Raw genomic sequence first — 20856 nt, 5'->3', positions numbered from 1 at the left:
CGGATGAGCTTTGTTTTGACAGGCGGCTCATCAAGACCCCTGTTTACAATTTTTAAAGAACTGAGCCGTTAGTGAGAATCGAACTCACGACCTCTTCCCTACCAAGGAAGTGCTCTACCACTGAGCTACAACGGCTTCTCAGTCATTGAAGTCAGTGCATCAAACCTGCCAAATGGTACACCATTTGATCCTGTTTGATATGACTTATCAATTCAGAGCGGGAGACGAGGCTCGAACTCGCCACCTATAGCTTGGAAGGCTATCGCTCTACCAAATGAGCTACTCCCGCTTGTTGCTTAAAACTGAACATTGAATATTGAAAAATTGCCATTGTAAATGCTCAATTTTCAATATTCAATGCTCCTGATCAAAGAGCAAGTGGGCAGAAGAGGATTCGAACCTCTGAAGTCGAAAGACAGCGGATTTACAGTCCGCCCCATTTGGCCGCTCTGGAATCTGCCCTTATTATAAAATCCGAAATGGTTGCAATCAGATCCGAAGCTACAACTGTTTCAGCTTCGTACCCCAATCCGGGTTTTATTGGAGCCACTTGTCGGAATCGAACCAACGACCTACTGATTACAAATCAGTTGCTCTACCAGCTGAGCTAAAGTGGCAATTTTGCTTCTCAGGCACTCTAATCGAACCAGCGACCTTCCCGATACAATCGGGATGCTCTACCAGCGGAGCTAAAGTGGCCTGTAAAACGATTGTTGAAGCTGGTAAAATATCCTGACATTCAACATTCTAAAGAACTTCCCGCACACTCACCGGTACCCTGCTTATTTTTTGGGAAGGCAAAGGTAAACGAATTTGTTAAATACAAAAACTTTGACTCCAATTTTTTTTGCTTGTTTTCAATCCTTTGCATTCACTCCTGCCCTTTCCTTCAACAATAGGTTAAGAGGGCAAATTGCACCCTTTCCTTATTTCGGGCCGCAAGATATTGCTTTGGTGCAATCATAACACCATAAGCAGAAAAGAAATTATACACTGGTAACAAACAGGGGCCTGTAACCCGGAACGGACCTGAGGAGGGAGTATAATAAAAAAAGCTGCCCCGGGTACGGGGCAGCTTTCAATCTTTTTTTTAAGCTGCTTGCTTTTCTTTTTTTCTTTTGACCTGGTTTACCAGGGAGTCCAGCGCATTGTCGAAAGACTCTTCAAATGACTTGGAGGATGCTTTTACAAAGAACTGGTACCGGGGTATCTGGACGCGTATTTCTGCGATTTTATCTTTGATGTTGTGAACTACATTATCCAGCTTTAGAAACACATCTACCTTGATAATGCGGTCATGAAAAGTGTTGAGTTTTTGAAGTTTTTTGTTAACATAATCTACCAGTTTTACATCGGGAGTAAAACGCACGGTCTGAATGTTGACGTTCATAACAATCGCATTTTAAACTGTGAACAATAAATAAAGATCTTGAGGAGTAAATACTGTTACATAGGCGAGAGCTTTTTAACTCCTATGAAGTTAATACAGCATCTTTTTCTTTCCAAATTAAATTTCCTGTTTGCAGCACTAAAAATATAACGTGTTACACCATTAAGTTGTTATGGTTTTCAGCATTTTTTTTTACACCCTTTACTTACTTACAACCCAGATTTAACGATTGTCTGTTATACACTTATCGTATTGGTTAACAATCTGCTAAATTCCGTGCAAAATCGATACGCCTTTATGCTTTGGGATGTGCCTTTTTGTACACATCCTTTAGCTTCTCGATGGTGTTGTGTGTGTAGATCTGTGTAGCAGCAAGGCTGGAATGCCCCAGTAATTCTTTAACAGCATTGATATCGGCGCCATTATTCATGAGGTGGGTAGCAAAGGTATGGCGCAATACGTGCGGGCTCTTTTTATCGATCGTGGTAACTGTTTTCAGCCAGTTATTTACAGACTGATATACAGACCTCGGCGCCAGTTTTTTGCCTTTTTCATTTACCAGCAGGTAAGTCGTATCCGGCGTTTTCAGTTCGCTTCTTTTCCGGCTGATATAGCCTTGTATGGACGCTATTAATTCCGGGCTTACCGGCACCAGGCGTTCCTTGTTGCCTTTGCCCAGGATCTTCAGGGTGTTTCCGGCCGCATTTACCTGGCTTTCCCGGAGGTTTACGAGCTCCGACAGGCGCATGCCGGTATTATAGAAAATGGACAGGAGCAGTCTGTCGGTATGCCCCCGCCAGGTGTCGGGAAATTCCACGTGGCTAAACAGGGTATTCATGTCCTGCTGTTCCACATATTGCGGCAGTTTTTTACTGATCTTAGGGGCTGTAACACTGCTCATGGGCGTTTTTTCCAGGTTGCCCCGCCGTAAATGGTATTTGAAGAAAGACTTGAGGGAGGATATCTTACGATTGATGGTTCTAGCCGACTTGTTCTCTTCTTTCAGGGCGGCCAGCCAGCTCCTGATCATGGAGGCTGAGATCTCCGTCAGGGCGGGGTTTACCATTTCAAATTGATCGGCCAGGAATTTGGTAAACTCCTGCAGATCATCCTGATAGGCCAGCACAGTGTGCCGGGAATACCTTTTTTCGAAGGTGAGGTAGGCTATGAACGCTTCCAGGGCATTATGATCGCTTATTGCCATGATCTAGCTTTTTACGGGCATATAGCCAATATATACCCAGTCCCCTTCAATGTTTGAACAGTCATATTTTTCCATTTCTACCAAATTCGTCAACAATTCCTTTTGAGGGAAAAAAAGAATATGTTCATCCAAAGTATAGTAAAAATAACGCTGTTTCGGCGTAATGATAATGATCTTTTTCCTGGCAACCCTTTTAAGCTCTTTTACCAATTCGCGGGCCTTATAAATATGTTCAATAGTGTGCGTACAAAGAACCAGGTCAAAGGCCTTATCGGCAAACGGCAAACAGGTCGCCTCTGCCATTACAAACGATATATTTTCAGGTAACTTCCTGGTCACGAAATCTGCCCCATGGAGTTCTATTCCGGGATAAGCTTGTTTTATTAGCCCAAGCAGGTGACCTTTTCCACAGCCAACATCCAGCACCGATTCCACCTGTTCGCTGCAATGATCCATGATGATCCGGATACCGTTTGCGGAAACATCAGTTTGCCTGTCGGATGAGATGGAATGGATCTTTTCATAGAATTGCTGCAATTGTGCCGGGTCCCATTCAAAATACTTTTGCTTAAAATCCATCAGGGTAGTAACATGCTTACCCCTGTAAGCCCAATAGTAAAATGGATACATGAACCATTTGTTGTCCCTGATAATGGGAGGAACACATTCATCCATTAAAAACCGGATAATGTTTGTCCATTTCCTATTCATCAATGCGATATTTTCCGCTTAGATCATTGATTAAGATCCTGACCAGGCCAAGTAACATCAACAGTCCGTCTTTCATTACTTTCACAGAAGTGGTTGGCTGTGGAAACACATGAACGGGGAGCCTTGCAATGTGATAATTATTTTTCCTGGTAATAAACAATATTTCCACATCAAAAGCAAAAGAGGTAAGCGTAGCCTTGCTAAACACTGCTTTCGCTATAGGGGCCCTGAAACCTTTTATTCCGCATTGACTATCCCTGATCCCTTTAACATACAAATTACTGATGATCCACGAAAGGATACGGCTACCCCATTTCCTGGAACTGCTAAGCGTATCGGGAAACCGGGACCCTGGTAAAGTCCTGTCGCCAATGACCACATATTCCGTTTGCAGTTTACCCATTATTTCATGAATGATGGAAAGGTGGAAGGGGAAATCGCCGTCCATGAACAGGATGATATCGCCCGCAGCAGCCATCACCCCTCTTTTAACAGCCATCCCTTTTCCTGCATTCTGCTCATTCCGGATGTAGCTACAGGTATGATGACGGGCAATCTCCCCTATCCGCTCACCGGACTCAGAACCATCATCAACAATAATCAACTCATAATCAATATTTTGAGCTTTCAATACAGTAATCAGGTCGGGTAACCCCTCTTCCAGCCTCTTGCATTCATTATAAACAGGCAATACGATACTGATCATCTTTAGGGAAAGTATTTCTCCGGGAATTTATTTCCGACTATTACGCAACAGGCCCCATCTTACAAATTTGCCATTTGTACTCGCTATGGTATCTATTCCATAGTATTCAGCATAAAAATAAGCATATTCCTTCTTGTTGGGTTCGTCTTGAAAATAAGAAAAGGAAGGAGGCATTGTAAATTCATCCATAACGAAATTGCCTTTATCCTTATACTTTTCCTTAATGAGAAGCGCCACTTCTTCCTGGTAGGGTTTTATAGTTGCCAGATTCTTTCCATTGGCTTTTTCGCGAAAGATCACGGCCTCTCTTTGTTTCAATACGGCAGCATGTAAAGGGGCTTCCACCAGGTTCTTCATCAACTGCGATGAAAATTCCGACCCTATCAGTGCAAGGCAGTATGCCAAAGAAAAAACAGGAAGTACCAGATGCCGGTTGTCATGTATAACACGTAGAAGCTGCTGTATCCGGGCCGCATTCATCAGCATTATCCACCAAAATCCCAGCAGGCTGATGCAGACTATAATATTAGTGGCACGTGGGGGAACGATTTCGCCACCTATCTGCCTTATCACCAGATTAAAACAAAATATCATTCCCACTACACAACCTGTCTCTGCAAGCCAGTTGCTTTTTTTGGAAGCAAACCAGGCAACGACCGGTGGCTTAAGATAACCCGAAGCGATAAGAATACCCAGGCAGCTCAGATAGAACAAGGAACTGGAGAAAATGCACTGTACGGTTTGCCAGGTACGGAAAGTTGCGCCGGCTACAGACGTGGCCCAGGATTGATTTTGTACAAAATGGCCCGCACGTGCGTCGTTGCCCGGTATTAGCACAGACGCTATCAACAGCAATATAGCCAGGATGGCGATAACAATGATCTGCACAGGAACCCGCTTGCCCGAACCAAGGATGGTAAGACCAATTAAAAAGGGTAAGGCACAAACGTAGAATAACATGATTTCGTTGCAACCACCCAGCAGGCAGGTAGCCACGCAAATGATGATCATCTGCAACCATTTGCGTTTGGGTGGAGCTTTGAACAACGAAAAATAGGCGCAGATCAACAGTAAAAAAAAGGCAAATGGCACCAGGTAGGTAACACTGGTAGCCACCCAGTAAATAAAAGAGGATACTTCAGGTACAGTATCAAGAAATACCAGCAACATCATGGCCGAAATTCCAGCTATTTGCAGACCATTCAGGACAGGTTCAAACAAACGCCTGCTACATATCCTTACAAAGAAAAAAAGGCAGCAAAAGGTAGTGATCAGAAAGCCAAGAAGAAGAAGGCCATATTGGCTTAGCAAAGACTTTGAGGAGCTGATCGTCAGAAAAACAGGAATACTGGTGAATCGTCCATTCTTTTCACGCAGGTACCATTGTATAGCCCCACCCAGGCCATATTTCTTTTCCAGGTAGCTGCCTGCAAAATCATCCTGTGACGGAAACTGGAAAAAGCAGAGCCAGGCAATGAGGATAAGGAAAATAAGGAGCAGTAATCCCGTAAGCCATGTTAGTTTTTTCATCCGATCCGGTGTTTAAGCGTATACCAATACCCTGCACTTCATATTAAATATTTACGTATACACAAAAAAATAGCCACAAAGCTAAGAACTTTGCAGCTATTCCAATATACTATTCAGAATGAATGAATTATCCTTCGATCTGACCGCTGGCTATTTTTTGCTTATAGACAGCTTTCAACACCTGGTTACGACGCCTTACAGACGGCTTGGTGTAAGATTGACGCTCTCTCAGTTGCAACAGGATCTTGGCTTTTTCAAACTTCTTCTTGTACTTCTTGAGCGCTTTGTCAATATTTTCGCAATCTTTTGAATCAATGATCAGCATAGTTGTATACCTCCTTTAAAATGCTTTTGGGGCAGCAAAGATAACAGAAATTCTGAAATAGAACAAGATTACTATTAAAAAACCGACTTTTGTTACCATGTTTACAGGCATTATAGAGGCCACTGGCCGGATAGAGGAAATTTCACCCGCAGGCACCAATCTTACTTTATGGCTCTCCTCCCCTATTACCGGGGAGCTGAAAGTAGACCAAAGCGTTTCCCACAGTGGGATCTGCTTGACGGTAGAAGCCATCAAAGGCGACCAGTACCGGGTGACAGCCATTGCGGAGACCCTGGAAAAGACGAACCTGGGAAGCTGGAAGACCGGCGACCTGGTAAACCTGGAGCGATGCCTGTCTTTCCAGGGAAGGCTGGATGGCCATATCGTGCAGGGGCACGTAGACGCTACCGCTGAGTGTATTGATAAAAAGGACCGCGACGGAAGCTGGGAATTCAGGTTCAGGTTCCCGCCGGCATTTGCCGCCCTGGTAATAGAAAAAGGGTCTATCAGCCTGAATGGCATCAGTCTCACCATTTTCGGGGTTACCCACGATGAGTTTTCCGTAGCCATCATTCCTTACACTTTCGAGCATACTGATATTCAACGCATTATACCAGGCAGCCGGGTCAATCTTGAATTTGACATGATCGGGAAATATGTTTCCCGTATTTTCCGGGTGCGCAATGAACAATGATCCTTAATTTCCAATGATGTATACCCAACGCCTTATTGAGCGATATAAAACGGCCAGGAAAAAGAAGTTCCTTGATAAGCATTCGAATTATAAGCACCAATATGCATTCATTGGGGTGGGACAGCACAGCATCAGCAACCTGTACCCGGTTATCCAGTACCTGGGTATTCCACTCAGCAAGATCTGCACCCTGCATATACAGAATGCCCAAAAGATGGCGGGCCATTTTACCGGTTGTGTAGGTACGGATAACATCGGCGATATTTTGCAGGACAGCTCCATTAAAGGCGTATTTGTAAGCGCCTCGCCCACGCAGCACTATGGGATCGTAAGCCGGCTATTGCAGGCCGGAAAACAGGTATTTGTTGAAAAGCCGCCCTGTTTTTCATTACAGGAACTTACCACGCTGATCGGGTACCAGGGAACTGCCAATTGCCAGCCAGGATTGCAGAAACGCTTTTCGGCTATTAATAACCTGCTGCAGCCATACCGGGCCAAAACAAAGAATTACAGTTACCGGTACCTTACAGGACCTTACCCGGAAGGGAACCCACCTGTTGAATTGTTCATTCATCCTGTTGATAACCTTATTCATCTTTTTGGCCCAATAGCCCAATCAACAATACATAGTTCCGGGAAAGATAATGCCACTTTCTTTGTGCATGTTACGCATCATTGCGGGATCACTGGTATGCTTCATTTGTCTACCGATCATTCCTGGCAATCGGCTATTGATGAGCTGCAAATAAATACTACCGGCGATGTGCTGCATGCCAGTTACCCGTTCAGGCTTACCGGCATTGAAAAACCTGCCCGCTTTTTAAGCCTCCCGCTGGAAAAGATCTTTAAATCGCCTGTGCACCAAAAGGTATACCTCGACAATAACGGCTTTTCATTAACGGCCGCTCATAATAGCCTTGCCCTGCAGGGCTTCCTGGGCGAGATTGAACACTTTGTAAGTATGACAGAACAAGGTATACAGGACAAGCAACACAACCTGCAAAGCCTGGTGGATACTTATGAATTACTGGAAAAAATGAATGCGGCAGGCATGCGTTCTTAGAAGATAACTTATTGTCCGGCTTTTTTAAAGTAGCCGGCATAGGTAGTGCGGGCGTCGGACTCCCATTGATAGTAGCCAAACATTTTGGAGGTCAGGAACTTTCCAAAGTATTTCTCGAAGGTACGGTACAGGATTACATCGTATTTACGGTGAAAATTCAGCCAGCATTGATTGCAATTGTGTACATACTCTTTATGTAATTCCTGGGTAGCTGCTCCATTAAATATCTCGTCAAGGCTCTTCTCAAAAACATTCCCCAGCTTGAGATCAAGGTTTTGGCAGATGGGCACCCCGCCATCGGGCAATATGACCAGGCTATCCAGGATGCTGTAACAGCGCATTTTCAGGTTTCCCTGTCTCCATTCATTGTATAATACAAGAAAGTCATAGTTTTCACTGAACTCCTTGATGATGGCAGGGATCTTATCTGTGAAGTTCCCCCCTGCCATATAGTTATGTTTGGCAACTGATATATCTCCTGCTATTTCTTCTTTTTTGTGGGCTTTTGCCTGGCCGAAAGCGTCTGATTGTTTCCATTCATTTACCTCGGAAAAACGCAGGGGCTCCTCTCCCTTCCTGCTTCCTATTTCAGTTTCATGGGCTTTATCAATGGTATCGAAGAAAGCAATGTCATTGTATATCCCCACGCGCATATCTATGCCATATTTCCTGCATATTTCCGCCACATGCTGCATATCGTCAAAATCATTGTAAGGCGATAAGGTGAACATGACAGACATGGGCAATACTTTGTGCAGGGCTTCAATCACTTCCAGCACACTGTGGTAGCCCGGTTTTCCGCGCATGTAGAGGTAGGTATCTGCTGTACCGTCCAGTGAGATGAGCAGACGTTGGGGAGGGTATTTTTTGACGGCTTCAATGAGTTTACCAGGCTTCAGGCAGTTGGACAGGAGATCATAGTGAGGATGATTGTGGTAAAACCATTCCATGATCTTTTCGGCATCCGGGTGCAACATAAATTCTCCTCCTTCCAATCCAACAGCCGTATGTTTGGTGATACACTTAGCTTGCATGATCTCCTTTATCTTTTCAAAGGAGAGGTAATGAACGGGACGTTTTGCCCAGATGAGACAATGCTTGCAGGCAGAATCACATAAGTCCGTGGCATATATCATCAGGGTAGACAGTTTCTTGTTACCAGGAAATAACTGGTTGTTCAGAAACGTTTTTCCCCTTGAAATATAGCTTGATAGGTTGTACATACTCTTCTTTCAGATGGTGTTCAAAAGCCTGCCTGGACAAATATCGGATACCGTAAGCATCCAAATTTAATTAATATTTCTGCAGGGCACGATTTATAACGCTATCCATTCCTGTTTATTCCAATAGATGATGACACTGTTTGGGGGAACGGGAATACCCGGCCTGTTCATCTCGCCTATTGTTGTTCCGCCATCTGCCTGTTGCTGAATATAGGTGGATGGCGGGATAAAAATGCCCTGTTTCACTTTTCCGGGCTGCAGAATGCCAGGCCATTGTACCAGGGTATCCCTTTTGGCCCGGTTTATTACTATTACACCGGCAGTGTCAATATTGCGTAGTATTAACGCTTCCCTGAAGCCTACCCTGAAAATATAGGCCCCCTCCGTTTCCTCGGGCAGGTTAATAATATAGATGTTCCGGCCCTGTTCACGATTCTTCAGGCGGTCCAGGATACTGACTACGGCTGCAGAGGCTTTACGCCAGTTCATTAAGGTAAGCTGCAGGCAAATGACCTGGTACAGCGTTAGTCCGGCCACCACCCATAGCAAAGCATTTTTTTGGTAGAAGAAGGTGACGATAACAAAGGCCATGATGGCACATAAAAAGAAGGAAGGGAGATGCAGGAACCTGTCATTTTCTGACGTATGTGTACTGACGCTAATGAGAAAAGGGATCAGCGAGGCCAGGAGAAAGAAGGCAAGCTGGCTTAACAAAAAGTACACGGCCTGCCTGTCGGCCCGTATGCGTTTCCATAATTTGAACAATAAAAAAAGGAGGGCGCCAGCCACTATTATGAAAAGTAGGGTCATGAGCTTGCCTTGCTCCATGGGAGGCAGGAAAAAGCGGCCGCTCGTTTTGACCACGCCCGTTAATACCTTCAGCGGGTCCGTACTCAGCAGCGAGGCGCCATATTCGCCCGTAACGCCACCGGAAGCTTTTACCCGGATGATAAAATGCGCTGATAAGGTAAGCCCCAGGGTCAGCATCCATATTATGTGCCGGCGTAAAGCAGCCTTGCCGGCGAGTAACCACACGAAGACCATTGCCGGCAATATCATTACCGACTCATACCCTGTCATGCCCACAAAGTAGCAGGCGGCAACACCGGCTATTTTATAGGGTTCTTTCCAGGTACTCACCATGATCACCAGCGCCAGCATGCCAAAGGTGTTCGCCAGTAAACAGGCCCTTCCCAGGATCCATACCACGGGTTCGCTATGAAAGGGATAGGTAAGAAAAAGCAAAGCGGCTATACCGGCAAACAGCAACTGCTTATGGGTATCCGGGGTCCACTGCCAGCGCCGGCAAAAATGGAACAGGAGAAGTACATCCAATGCATGCAGGAGAATATTCGTTAAATAGTAGCCGGCGGGATTGAAACCACCCACCAGGTAGTTGATGAATAAGGTAATGTCCGACAAGGGACGGAAGAAACCATTGATGTTCAACTGCCGGTCTATACAAACCTTCTTAAGCACGGAAAAGTCGTCACTCACAAATGAATTGCCAATGATCGGAGCAAAGAGTACCAGCGCCAGCATGCTTATTATTAACCATTGCAACCACCAGGAGGATTTTGCAAACCAAGCCAATGCCTTTTTTACCATGTAATTATTGCTGCGTATTTTTTGAATAAGTTTCAACATGCTGATGAAGCCATGGATCACCAGGTGTTTTCCATGCTTTCCCTGGTATACACAAAATTCCGGACTTCAAAATAACTTTCAGCGCCTGGTTTTAATTGATTATTTTTTCTAAAGAGCTTCGACAGCAATGACAGCGGGTACAAGAGGAGAAAAAATATCAATGTTATTATTATGCGTCCTGTAATATACCCAAGCCCTTCACCCAGCTTCATCCACAACCAGTGTATTTTATCGGCGATATAAGGGGAAAGTATGCCTGAAAAGCCAAGAAGAAGGGCCACTGGTAAGAAGTACTTCTTTCCCGTCAGCCAAAATAATACAATACAGGCTATCACCAGTACCAATATAGTTGCCGTGCTGTTTTTCTTTGTCATGTGATCAGAATAAGGTGTAAATAAAAGGGGCCATGGCCGATCCACCGCCCAGCACCAGCAGGATGCCGACCAATAGCAGGATGATAATAATGGGTGCGAGCCACCATTTTTTTCTTACTTTTAAGAAGGCCCAGAGATCTTTTAAGAAATCCATGATATTCCCTAATTGTCGTTTATAAAAGATGGGTTGCCGGCTGTTAATCCGGCTTAATTTCATTTTTCCAATCAGCATTTTCGGTCCAGGCCGGTTGGTCCTGCTTACGCAATATAAAATTACCGATCACCAGGTAATCCATGCTTGTGCGCATAAAGCACTTATAGGCGTCGTCCGGCGTATTAACAATAGGCTCTCCGCGTACATTAAAACTGGTATTTACCATTACCGCATAGCCTGTTTGCTCTTTCATATAGTGCAGTAATTTCCACAACCGGAAGTTGGTTTCTTTATGTACCGTTTGAATGCGTGCAGAGTAGTCAATATGCGTTATAGCCGGCATGTCGCTTCGCCGAAAATACAACTTCTCCAGCATGCTTGTACCGTTGTATTCCGCAGGATAAGGTACCTGCCGGTCCCTTTTTACCGGTTTCACCAATAACATATAAGGCGATATACCTGCATGCTCAAAATAGTTACTCACCTCTTCCGCCAATACAATAGGTGCAAAGGGCCTGAAGCCTTCCCGGTATTTTATTTTGAGGTTCAGTTTCTTTTGCATCTCAGGGTCACGTACATCGGCCAGAATGCTTCTGGCGCCCAGCGCCCTGGGGCCAAACTCCATACGGCCCTGATGCCAGCCTGTTATATTGCCGGCGGCGATCAGCGCAGCCGCCTTCTCCAGCATGGCATTCTCATCGTCAAAGAAGTCGAAAGAAGCATTGTATTTTCTGAGCACAGACAGTATCTGTGTATCACTGTAAGCAGTCCCCAGCAAAGCACCTTTCAGGCCATCACTGCACGCGTTGTGCTTTTCCCTTGCTTTGTTATAATATATGTGATAAGCAGCATAAGCAGCGCCCAGCGCCCCTCCTGCATCTCCGGCAGCCGGTTGTATATATAGTTGCTTGAACAGTTGGGCTGTATCCAGTTTGCCATTGGCCACGCAATTCAGGGCAACACCTCCTGCCATACACAGGTAATCGGCATTGGTTATTCTTTTTGCTTCCCTTGCCATATTGAACACCGCTTCTTCCAGCACCTGCTGAGCCGCCAGGGCAAGGTCGCAATGATGTTGCTCAACAGGCGCTTCTGCTACACGCCTGGGAAAACCAAACAAGACTTCCCATTTGGCATCCTTTGCCATTGCCAGCCCAACCGGATAGTTATAATAGGACTGGTTCATGAAAACGGAACCATCCTCTTTGATGTCAATCAGTTTTTCTTTTATGGTCTCTTTAAACCGCTTTACCCGTTCGCTGCCGGGATCACCATACGGCGCCAACCCCATCAGTTTGTATTCACCGGAGTTTACCTTAAAGCCGCAATAGTAAGTGAATGCAGAATAGAACAACCCGAGGGAATGGGGAAAATGAAGTTCCTTTAATACAGTGATCCTGTTCCCTTCACCCAGGCAGATGGATGCTGTGGCCCATTCCCCCACCCCATCAATAGTGAGTATGGCCGCGCGCTCATAGGGAGAGGGGTAAAAAGCACTGGCAGCATGTGAAAGATGATGTTCAGGAAAAAGTAATTTTACTTTCTTCCTGTTCACCTTTTCAACAGTATCCAATGCCTCCCAGATCAGTTTTTTCAGGAATAGTTTTTCCTTAAGCCAGACAGGCATTGACAGTATAAAGGACCTTACCCCCCTGGGTGCATGGGCATAGTAGGTTTCCAGCAGGCGTTCAAATTTTAATAAAGGCTTATCATAGAATACAATGGCATCAAGATCATTGATCGAACATCCGGTATACGCAAGGCAAAACCGTATGGCCTGTACCGGAAAAGAAGGATCATGCTTCCTGCGGGTAAAACGCTCTTCCTGAGCTGCAGCTATTACTTCACCATCCTGGATAATAGCAGCAGCAGCATCGTGATAAAATGCGGATATACCTAAAATTGTCATAATTAAAAAAAGCTGCCTTTTCAGGCAGCTTCAAATATATTGTAACCTGTTGTCATTATCTCATCAAATACATTTTTCCATAGCCATTGGTGAAAAACTTATCCGTATCGTCATTCCTGGCCTTGTATTTCTCCATGGTTCTTCCATTCAGGCTGGTAACTACCCGGTAAAGGTAAACGCCATTGGCCAGCTTCTGGCCATACTGGTCTGTACCATCCCATTTGAACTCAGTGATATTCCTGCCAATCCGCAAGGGGCCCAGTTCATTAATGGTTATTTCCCGTACTATTTTACCGGTTACCGTCAATACCTGGATCTTTATATTCTGCGGCATTTCACTGCCTGTGATAGTAAATACAAAGGCAGTAGAAGTGCTGAACGGATTTGGATAATTCAGCAGGTTGGATATCATCGGCTTGTTGATAACCCTGAAAGATATCCTGTATTCCGTGCTACCGGCTCTGTTACCACTTCTGTCGCTACCCTTAATAATGAGCTCATACTCATCTCCTTCAGGATTGGTTTGGCTGGTAAAGGCCGGCGTAAAGTCAATGAGGGCCGAATTATCCGTGCCGCTGGTTGCCGGCGTAAACCGTAGTGTATCATTGTCAAAATGGTAAGTACGGGTAGTATTATCCGGGTATTTCACCTGCACTGAGCTCAGGCTGGTATCATTGAGTAACAGATGCTTTGCTTCATCCTTCAACCTGATCTGTATATGGGGCTTGGCAGAAACAATATCCCGGTTAAGGATATGCACCCCATCAAACGTAACATCCAGGAACGGATTGGTTTTATCCGGCTTCACATAGAAGTTACGGTAAAGGAAATTATTGAAATGATACTGCTCCAACTGGTCATTATCGGGATTAACATCAATATACAAGGTATTATTCCCGATAAATTTGTCTGTTGAATCCAGGTCGAGGGAAACGGTGAGCGTATCACCCGAAACGATGGCCTTCTTTTTAGGTATCGTAATCGTATGCGGTATATTGCTATTATCAGTAACGATGGCTTTAATGTTCATACTGTCAAAGTCGGCCTTACTGATATTTTTAAAGGCAATGGCGAATTTGTAAGGTTCACCGGCTTCGACGGTGTCTTTTGTCTGTAGGAACACGTTGGCCGCCAGGGAGCCCTCCGGCATAGGCGTATAGTAAACACGCCAGTAATCGAGCTGATAGGGCGTTTGGCTCACAGAGTCGGCATTACGCATTTTCAGCCTCATATAAGGATAATCTTTTGCAATCACAGACGACAGATCAACCTGGGTTACACTTTTATCAACCGTCATGAGCGGTGTTTCAACAAAGTTTGAGTTGATACCTATCACACTTACGCTTGCATGGTCGGTAGAAGGGGTCTCCTGGGAAGTGCCATGCCAATGCAGTTCCTTCCATTCTTTGGCAGGTCCTAATACAGGAGAAGAAATATATCCCACTGTATCGATCGTATAACAATTGGCTGTCAGGGTTGTTTTGGTGGTGAAAGTGTCAGTAAAGGCCGACTTCGGTATAAAATCCTGTGCATGGCCTTTCTGGTAAATGAATATCCAGGCCCTGAGCTCATTGATAGAATCTATGTCCACAAATCCTGCCTGCGATAATTTATGATAGAGGGAATTATCGGAGCCATACAACAAAGTATCATTCTGCCAGGTGGGGGTCAAAGAATTGGGATTATTGTAGTCAAAGGTGCGTACCACTACAAAATTGCCAACAGGGATGCTATCCATAAAATCCATCATCAGCTTACGACTGGCTGGCGTCAGATACGAGAACTCAAAATTCCACTTCCTGGTGCTTCCACAAGCGTTATCAGCGCTTCCATACCGTTTCAGGCCGTTTCCATTGGCATCCGAATTGACCCAGGGCTTAAAGGTGACACTGTCAAATACATTAAATACAAGTGATTTACCAATGCAGGCGCTCCGGATATAATCATTGTCATTTACAGCTACTGTAAATTCCCTTTCCACACTACAACCTGTCTGATAAATACAGTTCTTCACAAAAAGCTGGTTCTTTCTTTTTCCATATTTCCATTGCCTGGATGTTGTATCCAGGTACATACGTTCGGCCGTTGATTTTCCCTGCTGGAAGAAGTGCGACTGGTTGTATCCTTCCCGGTTATTAAGGTACATGAAGGAGTGATTGGACCACTGATAGCTTCCATTAGCAGGAGGAACAGGCGAAACACGCCAGTAATATACAGTACTATCCTTGTAGCTTAGTTGCGGATCAAATTCAACAATTCCTCCTGTGGCAGAAACGGTCCGGGACCTTTTATCAAAAGAATTAAATTTCTCAGAAGTGTCTACCTCCATAATGTACTCTTTCAACGCACTAAACGGATTAGCCGTTGAAGCGATCAATTTCTGTGTGGGGTCTTTTATAATGGCATAATTATAGGGATAAGTAGGTCTTGCTTCATCCTGGTAAATATTTACCAGCTTGGTAACAGTGTTATTATTCTCTGTCACTTCATCCACTTCCCCGGCATCATCTACTGATATAGTGAAGATATGGGATCCCTTATCACGGGTAGCAACAATGGGTACCATGAGGTTGACAGAATCCATATACCGTATACCCGCTATTTTTTCTCGGTACAAAATAGCAGTACTGCCATTGGGATATTGTTGTTTTACCTGCACAACGATAGAATCGCTGACTGCCCGGCCAAGGTTTATGAAGCTGGCTTTTAACTCAAAGTGCGTTTCGGCAATAGAAATAAAAGAAGGATTAACCATGACCATAGATTCTTCTATGGCATAATCAGGCCTTCCCTGGGCATTGATACGCAAAGCCGGATCTCCATTTAAGGTAATTTGCTCTGCATGTAACCGCGTGTAGAAATCACTGGGGCCGGTAGCATTGATCATGAGCTGAAAGGCATCCCGCGAGGTTTCACCAAGTGTTTTATTATAGTCTGTCCGCCCGATAGTATTATACAGGTTGGTCAGGTAAAGATTCAGGTAGTTCACAATACCAAAGTGAGTACTCGCCACAAATGCAATACTTCCCCGTTGTTTGGCCAGTACGAATTTCTCTGATAAAGTTTCATTCGCCGACAGCCGCTGGGGGTACCAGGTAAAGAAGTTACCTGCGTTACAACCATTTACAAAGAACACCGGGTATTTGCCCTGGTTATTATAGTTCTGGGGATTATCAAGGTTAAACTCAAGGTTAGTAGCAGAAGAGTGGCCAAAATAATTGAGAAAACATATACCTTCTCCAAACAGCCGGTTAATTTGATCTGTCATAGACTGATCTGATGTACCGGCCAGTATTTTACAAAAAGTAGATGCTTTGCCGCCAAATAAGGTATCCTCAATAATTTGTTTATATACACCCATGTAGTTACACAAAACTGTTCCCAGGTAGGAGTCACTGGATCCTGTAACCTGTACTACATTTTTCATCCAGCCACGGCCGGCCAGTGTATTGGGTGCATTACGCTGCACACTCTCATATTCTTTAACCTTTTCGAGGTAATCTTCAATTTCTCTGCCATTCACTACCGACAATCGCCCGATAGGCGTAAGCGAAACCGTACTGGTTAAGGTGGCGGCACTGAGCAGGTTATCCGAAGCAGGATGACCAAAAGTGGGTATAATATTCAGCCTGTCTGCCAGGGGATCCGACTGCCGCCCCCAGTATTCAGTATAGACCATACCCCGCCCGATGAGCAGCACATCCTTGAGCTGGTCGGCAAAGGTGGCCCTTGCATAACGTATAAAGTTCCTTACAGAAAGCGGGTGTTTTTTGATACCGAAAGCAAACTGGTCCACCAGTTCATCTATGTTTGCGATCAACACCTTATTTGACCCGCCGTCGGATGATTCACGATAGGCTTTATAGTCATTTACAGGATTATTACCGGATGATCCTGTGTAAAGCAGGGGGTGGGAAATGATCAAATAATTGCCCTGGTTTGCCGCCAGTGAATAGTTAACAAAGGTTTTTGAGGTGAGCGCATTAACAGCGCCCACATTGGCGGCTCCTGCATTTACCAATACCAGGTTCCTGGCAGCGGCTGAGCCGGGGAGTGCAAAGAGTATAGATCCCGGCGTAGTGGTAATATCCCCTACATAGCGTTCGCCCAGGGCCATATCATACAATACAGGCGGCAGGCTTCCGTAGTTGAAATCCTTGATGGCCAGGAAATAGCCGGCAGCTTTTGCAGGAAGCGTAAATTTAAAATTGGTCGCATTGCCAAACTTAAACTCCCGCGGATAGGTAAGTTCATAGTACGATGCCACAAAACGGTCGGTCGCAATAGCAGATCCATTTGTAAACTGTACAGTGGCTGTACCACTACTGATATTAGTTAATGGGACTGTAGCCGTGGTATGCAGGTCGTTAAAATAATCCATGACCACATCTTTCACCAACGTACCGCCAACATTGACTTTCACGGTGCGTGCATTCAACGCATTGCCCGATACGCCGAATTTCAGGGTGGCGTCGGGACCACTGCCATATACATAAAGATTATTGAGAGAGGTACTATTGGATACGGCAGGCGTAATACTGCCCGAAGACCAGTACTCTCCCTTGTCATAAGAGGAAGAATAGAGGTATTCTTTTAGGTCAACGGCAAATCCCAGGTTGATCTTATCATTAAAGTATTTGCCGGCCGTGTGCATGAAGTAGGGCTCCACAGGCGGTACAGGGCCTCCTGTATTATTCGTCACGTCCACATACCGGGAACCCGACTGATCGGTATTCACACTGAGGAAATAGACCGCGGTATCTGTAAATAAACTATACTTGTCTGCATGCTGGTAACTGGGATCGCGGTATAAGGCCCGGTCTGGCTTGCCATCATTCTGCTGGGCCCAGAATTCGAGGTATCCGTTGGAAGGAAGCGTGCCACTGGCTACAGAAGGATAGAAGGGCACTTTTACGCCATTGCGCCACAGTTCAAAAAACTGCACCTGCGCATCGCCAATACCGGCAGCATCCAGGGTTGCTTTGGAAATACGCAGTAAGCCTTCATAATTAGCTACTTTGAACTTATAATAAGTCTGATTGAACTTTATCCATTCATTGTTAAATGACTGGCCTGCACCTGACAAAGCCGCCAGCATTAACAACAGTGTAAAAATTCTCTTCATAGTATGATGTTTCAAGGTTCTCGATAGGGTTCAGGAAAACTACTTTTTCTGTTTTTTCCTCAGGTCCAGTTTTAGTGAAAAAACATGGGTATATAACGGATTGGATTGATTGGCCAGGTTCGTAAAGGCATAATCAATCTGTACATCGGATATTTTAAAACCAGCGCCTACACTTGGCTGATAAATCCATACTTTTTTTTGGTTGGTGATATCATCGTCATCCAGGCCCTGCTGAAAGTTGTTGACGCCGCCGCGTACAAAGAAAACGTCTTTCCAGGCCAGTTCCAGCCCGATCTTCGGGTCCACGCTCACCACATCGGATCCCCACACCGTATTCCGCTTTCCATCAAAAGTGAGATCAGCGTTCGCCTCCAGCAGCAGGCCCAGGTTGCGGTTAATCTTAAAATTATAAGCGCCCCCCAGTATCAGCCTGGGAGCAGTCATTTCAGTAGATTTAACAGGTATTTCATTTTTGGTCATGAAGAACACTTCCCGCTCCCGCTCATTCAGATTGAATGTCCAGGCATTGAAAGTAGTAGTAACGTCCCTCACCACAGCTCCCAGTTGCAGCCGTTTGCTTTTGTATTGAACGCCCAGGTCAAAACCAAATCCCCAGCCGGTAGCAAAATCACCCGCTTTGCGGTGAATCACTTTGGCATTGGCGCCAATGCTTAAGCTCTTCTGCGGATCGCGGAGCTTTACAGGCTGGGCAAAGGATAAGAGGAATGCATAATCGGCAGAAGAAAAACTGGTAATGTTATTATAGTTGATGGTGCCATCTGCTTCTACGAGGAAGATGGTATTGGGAATATCATCTACCGCAAAACGGAGCAATGACAAGGCAAGTACCCGTTTATTGTCTTTCAGGGGGATGGCCAGGCTGCCGTAATCGTATTTGCCAATACCGGCAAAATATTCAGCATGCATCAGGTTCAACTGGGGCTGGTCTTTTACATTGACCAGGCCGGCCGGGTTCCAATATCCGGCGGTTCCATCACGTACGCTGGCTACCTGCGCACTGCCCATGGCCAGGCCCCGTGCACCGGCACCTATATTGAGGAATTCATTGGAGTATTTTCGGAATTGAGCATAAACACTTGACTGTGATAACAGCATCACAAGGGTTACGACAACACATAAAAGGCTCTTCATTATACCAATTTTCGGAATAAGCAATTTCATTGACAAAGTTATTTCATTAAGACATTGGCTGTACGTAACCCAGGTAGCAGGCTGATCTACTGAAAAATAAGCCATTTACGGCTGCCCTGAAACCCTGGTTTGGCTAACGATTTTATAACGAAAATATTGCTTCTGTCCGGGTAAACCTGCCGTAATCCTTACATTTGCACAATTCATTGATTTACCTGTAAATGAGGACATAAACCCTTATAACATACGCGATAGAAGCCAAAAAAGTTTGCTGCTGTTTTTTGTTAATAAGGAAATACCATTAGCTGTTCAACGTCAAAGATATACATATTATGAACCTGATAGAAGAATTACGATGGAGAGGCATGCTCCAGGATATAATGCCCGGTACCGAAGAGCAACTGAAGAAAGAGATGACCACCGCCTATATCGGTTTCGACCCCACGGCCGACAGCCTGCATATCGGCAGCCTGGTACCTATTTTATTGCTGGTGCACCTGCAAAAAGCCGGACATAAACCCATTGCCCTGCTGGGGGGCGCTACGGGTATGATTGGCGATCCCTCCATGAAAAGCGAAGAACGTAACCTATTGAGTGAAGAGCAGTTACAGGTAAATGTGGAAGGTATCCGGAATCAACTGGCCAGGTTCCTGGACTTCGATCCTGCCAGGCCGAATGCGGCTGAAATGGTGAATAACTACGACTGGTTTAAGAATATTTCTTTTATCCATTTCCTGCGGGATGTAGGCAAGCACCTTACGGTGAACTATATGATGGCCAAAGACAGCGTAAAAAAGCGCATTGAAGGCGATACGGGTATCAGTTATACCGAATTTGCCTACCAGCTCATGCAGGGATATGATTTTTACTGGCTGTATGCCCACAAAAACTGCAAACTCCAGATGGGTGGCAGTGACCAATGGGGCAATATCACTACCGGTACCGAGCTGGTGCGCCGTAAAGCCGGCGGCGAAGCTTTTGCCTTTACCTGCCCGCTCATCACCAAGGCCGATGGCGGCAAGTTTGGTAAAACCGAAAAAGGGAATGTATGGCTTGACCCCGGCAAAACCACCCCCTACCAGTTTTACCAGTTCTGGCTGAACGCTTCCGATTCCGATGCAGAGAAGTGGATTAAGATATTCACCTTCCTCCCCCAGCCTGCTATTGACGAGCTGTTGGCAAAGCACCAGCAGGACGCAGGCGCCCGGGAATTACAAAAGGCCCTTGCCCGCGCCGTAACTGTTTTTGTGCATGGCGAAGAAGAATACAGGAAAGCCATTGAAACCACGGAAAAGTTATTTGCCAACCAGCACGCTCCTGCTGAAGCACTCAGCGTGGAAGACCTGGAAGGGATGGATGGCGTGGTAAAATTTGACTACGCTGCTGATAAGATCAGCGCCGGGGTTGATATTGTTACCTTCCTGGCCGAAACAGGCATTTTCCCCAGTAAGGGCGAAGCCCGCAAGAACGTGCAGGGTGGTGGCGTAAGCGTCAACCGTAAAAAAGTAGATAGCATTGCGCTTAATATAGACAACACCCGGTTACTGCATGGTCAGTACCTGCTGGTTCAAAAAGGGAAAAAGAACTATTACCTCGTCAAAGCAAAGTAACTATCCATGCAAGGATAATATACCAAAGGGATGACCACC

16 protein-coding genes and 4 tRNA genes are annotated in these 20856 nt (G+C 45.3%); 3 read left to right on the top strand and 17 right to left on the bottom strand.

Annotated elements, in window-relative coordinates; translation table 11 throughout:
- Positions 1-63 precede the first annotated feature (63 nt).
- From HB364_RS20730 to rpsU, 10 genes are all read right to left on the bottom strand, one after another.
- A tRNA-Thr gene (locus tag HB364_RS20730) sits at positions 64-135 on the bottom strand.
- Between the two features lie 81 nt (positions 136-216).
- Positions 217-289 (bottom strand) — tRNA-Gly (locus HB364_RS20725).
- 90 nt (positions 290-379) lie between these two features.
- Positions 380-462, bottom strand: a tRNA-Tyr gene (locus HB364_RS20720).
- A 79-nt stretch (positions 463-541) separates the two neighbouring features.
- Positions 542-617 (bottom strand) — tRNA-Thr (locus HB364_RS20715).
- Positions 618-1090: 473 nt separating this feature from the next.
- Positions 1091-1390, bottom strand: coding sequence for an HPF/RaiA family ribosome-associated protein (locus tag HB364_RS20710; protein ID WP_167290232.1), 300 nt, complete (start codon positions 1388-1390; stop codon positions 1091-1093).
- Positions 1391-1685: 295 nt separating this feature from the next.
- Positions 1686-2594: a tyrosine-type recombinase/integrase gene (locus HB364_RS20705; protein WP_167290231.1), complete on the bottom strand. Its 909-nt coding sequence runs from the start codon at positions 2592-2594 to the stop codon at positions 1686-1688.
- Positions 2595-2597: 3 nt separating this feature from the next.
- Positions 2598-3305, bottom strand: a complete 708-nt coding sequence (locus HB364_RS20700; protein ID WP_167290230.1) for a class I SAM-dependent methyltransferase — start codon at positions 3303-3305, stop codon at positions 2598-2600.
- Positions 3298-4011, bottom strand: a complete 714-nt coding sequence (locus HB364_RS20695) for a glycosyltransferase (RefSeq protein WP_167290229.1) — start codon at positions 4009-4011, stop codon at positions 3298-3300. Before HB364_RS20695 ends, HB364_RS20700 begins: the two co-directional genes overlap by 8 nt.
- A 27-nt stretch (positions 4012-4038) precedes the next feature.
- A complete protein-coding gene (locus HB364_RS20690; RefSeq protein ID WP_167290228.1) occupies positions 4039-5541 on the bottom strand; it encodes a DUF6056 family protein in 1503 nt (500 codons plus the stop codon).
- 127 nt (positions 5542-5668) lie between these two features.
- Positions 5669-5866, bottom strand: coding sequence for a 30S ribosomal protein S21 (gene rpsU, locus HB364_RS20685; RefSeq protein WP_167290227.1), 198 nt, complete (start codon positions 5864-5866; stop codon positions 5669-5671).
- Positions 5867-5963: 97 nt separating this feature from the next.
- Between rpsU and HB364_RS20680 the strand changes: the two genes are divergently transcribed.
- Together HB364_RS20680 and HB364_RS20675 are read left to right on the top strand one after the other, a co-directional pair.
- Positions 5964-6560: a riboflavin synthase gene (locus HB364_RS20680; protein WP_167290226.1), complete on the top strand. Its 597-nt coding sequence runs from the start codon at positions 5964-5966 to the stop codon at positions 6558-6560.
- A gap of 16 nt (positions 6561-6576) precedes the next feature.
- A complete protein-coding gene (locus HB364_RS20675; RefSeq protein ID WP_167290225.1) occupies positions 6577-7623 on the top strand; it encodes a Gfo/Idh/MocA family protein in 1047 nt (348 codons plus the stop codon).
- A gap of 8 nt (positions 7624-7631) precedes the next feature.
- On the opposite strand, the gene HB364_RS20670 is transcribed toward HB364_RS20675, so the two are convergent.
- The 7 genes from HB364_RS20670 to HB364_RS20640 all read right to left on the bottom strand — a co-directional run bounded on the left by HB364_RS20670 (position 7632) and on the right by HB364_RS20640 (position 19207).
- On the bottom strand, positions 7632-8846 hold the full coding sequence (locus HB364_RS20670; RefSeq protein WP_167290224.1) for a radical SAM protein: 1215 nt from the start codon (positions 8844-8846) through the stop codon (positions 7632-7634).
- Between the two features lie 93 nt (positions 8847-8939).
- Positions 8940-10493, bottom strand: coding sequence for a hypothetical protein (locus HB364_RS20665; RefSeq protein WP_167290223.1), 1554 nt, complete (start codon positions 10491-10493; stop codon positions 8940-8942).
- Between the two features lie 17 nt (positions 10494-10510).
- Positions 10511-10867, bottom strand: coding sequence for a hypothetical protein (locus HB364_RS20660; RefSeq protein WP_167290222.1), 357 nt, complete (start codon positions 10865-10867; stop codon positions 10511-10513).
- Between the two features lie 4 nt (positions 10868-10871).
- Positions 10872-11021 carry a DUF5989 family protein gene (locus tag HB364_RS20655; RefSeq protein ID WP_167290221.1) on the bottom strand — a complete coding sequence of 50 codons (150 nt, stop codon included), beginning with the start codon at positions 11019-11021 and terminating at the stop codon, positions 10872-10874.
- Between the two features lie 43 nt (positions 11022-11064).
- Positions 11065-12930 (bottom strand): carbamoyltransferase family protein, encoded by a 1866-nt coding sequence (locus tag HB364_RS20650; protein ID WP_167290220.1) that lies wholly within the window; start codon positions 12928-12930, stop codon positions 11065-11067.
- A gap of 55 nt (positions 12931-12985) precedes the next feature.
- On the bottom strand, positions 12986-18055 hold the full coding sequence (gene porU2, locus HB364_RS20645; RefSeq protein ID WP_167290219.1) for a putative type IX secretion system sortase PorU2: 5070 nt from the start codon (positions 18053-18055) through the stop codon (positions 12986-12988).
- A gap of 39 nt (positions 18056-18094) precedes the next feature.
- Positions 18095-19207 (bottom strand): putative type IX sorting system protein PorV2, encoded by a 1113-nt coding sequence (locus tag HB364_RS20640; RefSeq protein ID WP_167290218.1) that lies wholly within the window; start codon positions 19205-19207, stop codon positions 18095-18097.
- 332 nt (positions 19208-19539) lie between these two features.
- On the opposite strand from HB364_RS20640, the gene tyrS reads away from it, so the two are divergent.
- The gene (tyrS, locus tag HB364_RS20635) at positions 19540-20817 is read left to right on the top strand and encodes a tyrosine--tRNA ligase (RefSeq protein ID WP_167290217.1); all 1278 of its coding nucleotides are present in this window, start codon (positions 19540-19542) and stop codon (positions 20815-20817) included.
- Positions 20818-20856: the final 39 nt, after the last annotated feature.

The organism is Paraflavitalea devenefica (assembly GCF_011759375.1).
GTDB classification, from domain to species: Bacteria; Bacteroidota; Bacteroidia; order Chitinophagales; family Chitinophagaceae; genus Paraflavitalea; species Paraflavitalea devenefica.
This window is presented reverse-complemented; position numbering and strand designations above follow the sequence as displayed.

Excerpts from the sequence above, each read along its gene's own strand:
- HB364_RS20700 (WP_167290230.1), bottom strand. The coding sequence starts at position 3,305 with ATGAATAGGAAATGGACAAACATTATCCGGTTTTTAATGGATGAATGT.
- HB364_RS20675 (WP_167290225.1), top strand. The coding sequence starts at position 6,577 with ATGTATACCCAACGCCTTATTGAGCGATATAAAACGGCCAGGAAAAAG.
- HB364_RS20680 (WP_167290226.1), top strand. The coding sequence starts at position 5,964 with ATGTTTACAGGCATTATAGAGGCCACTGGCCGGATAGAGGAAATTTCA.
- porU2 (WP_167290219.1), bottom strand. The coding sequence starts at position 18,055 with ATGAAGAGAATTTTTACACTGTTGTTAATGCTGGCGGCTTTGTCAGGT.
- HB364_RS20655 (WP_167290221.1), bottom strand. The coding sequence starts at position 11,021 with ATGGATTTCTTAAAAGATCTCTGGGCCTTCTTAAAAGTAAGAAAAAAA.
- HB364_RS20695 (WP_167290229.1), bottom strand. The coding sequence starts at position 4,011 with ATGATCAGTATCGTATTGCCTGTTTATAATGAATGCAAGAGGCTGGAA.
- HB364_RS20710 (WP_167290232.1), bottom strand. The coding sequence starts at position 1,390 with ATGAACGTCAACATTCAGACCGTGCGTTTTACTCCCGATGTAAAACTG.
- HB364_RS20650 (WP_167290220.1), bottom strand. The coding sequence starts at position 12,930 with ATGACAATTTTAGGTATATCCGCATTTTATCACGATGCTGCTGCTGCT.
- HB364_RS20705 (WP_167290231.1), bottom strand. The coding sequence starts at position 2,594 with ATGGCAATAAGCGATCATAATGCCCTGGAAGCGTTCATAGCCTACCTC.
- rpsU (WP_167290227.1), bottom strand. The coding sequence starts at position 5,866 with ATGCTGATCATTGATTCAAAAGATTGCGAAAATATTGACAAAGCGCTC.
- HB364_RS20660 (WP_167290222.1), bottom strand. The coding sequence starts at position 10,867 with ATGACAAAGAAAAACAGCACGGCAACTATATTGGTACTGGTGATAGCC.
- HB364_RS20640 (WP_167290218.1), bottom strand. The coding sequence starts at position 19,207 with ATGAAGAGCCTTTTATGTGTTGTCGTAACCCTTGTGATGCTGTTATCA.
- tyrS (WP_167290217.1), top strand. The coding sequence starts at position 19,540 with ATGAACCTGATAGAAGAATTACGATGGAGAGGCATGCTCCAGGATATA.
- HB364_RS20690 (WP_167290228.1), bottom strand. The coding sequence starts at position 5,541 with ATGAAAAAACTAACATGGCTTACGGGATTACTGCTCCTTATTTTCCTT.
- HB364_RS20665 (WP_167290223.1), bottom strand. The coding sequence starts at position 10,493 with ATGTTGAAACTTATTCAAAAAATACGCAGCAATAATTACATGGTAAAA.
- HB364_RS20670 (WP_167290224.1), bottom strand. The coding sequence starts at position 8,846 with ATGTACAACCTATCAAGCTATATTTCAAGGGGAAAAACGTTTCTGAAC.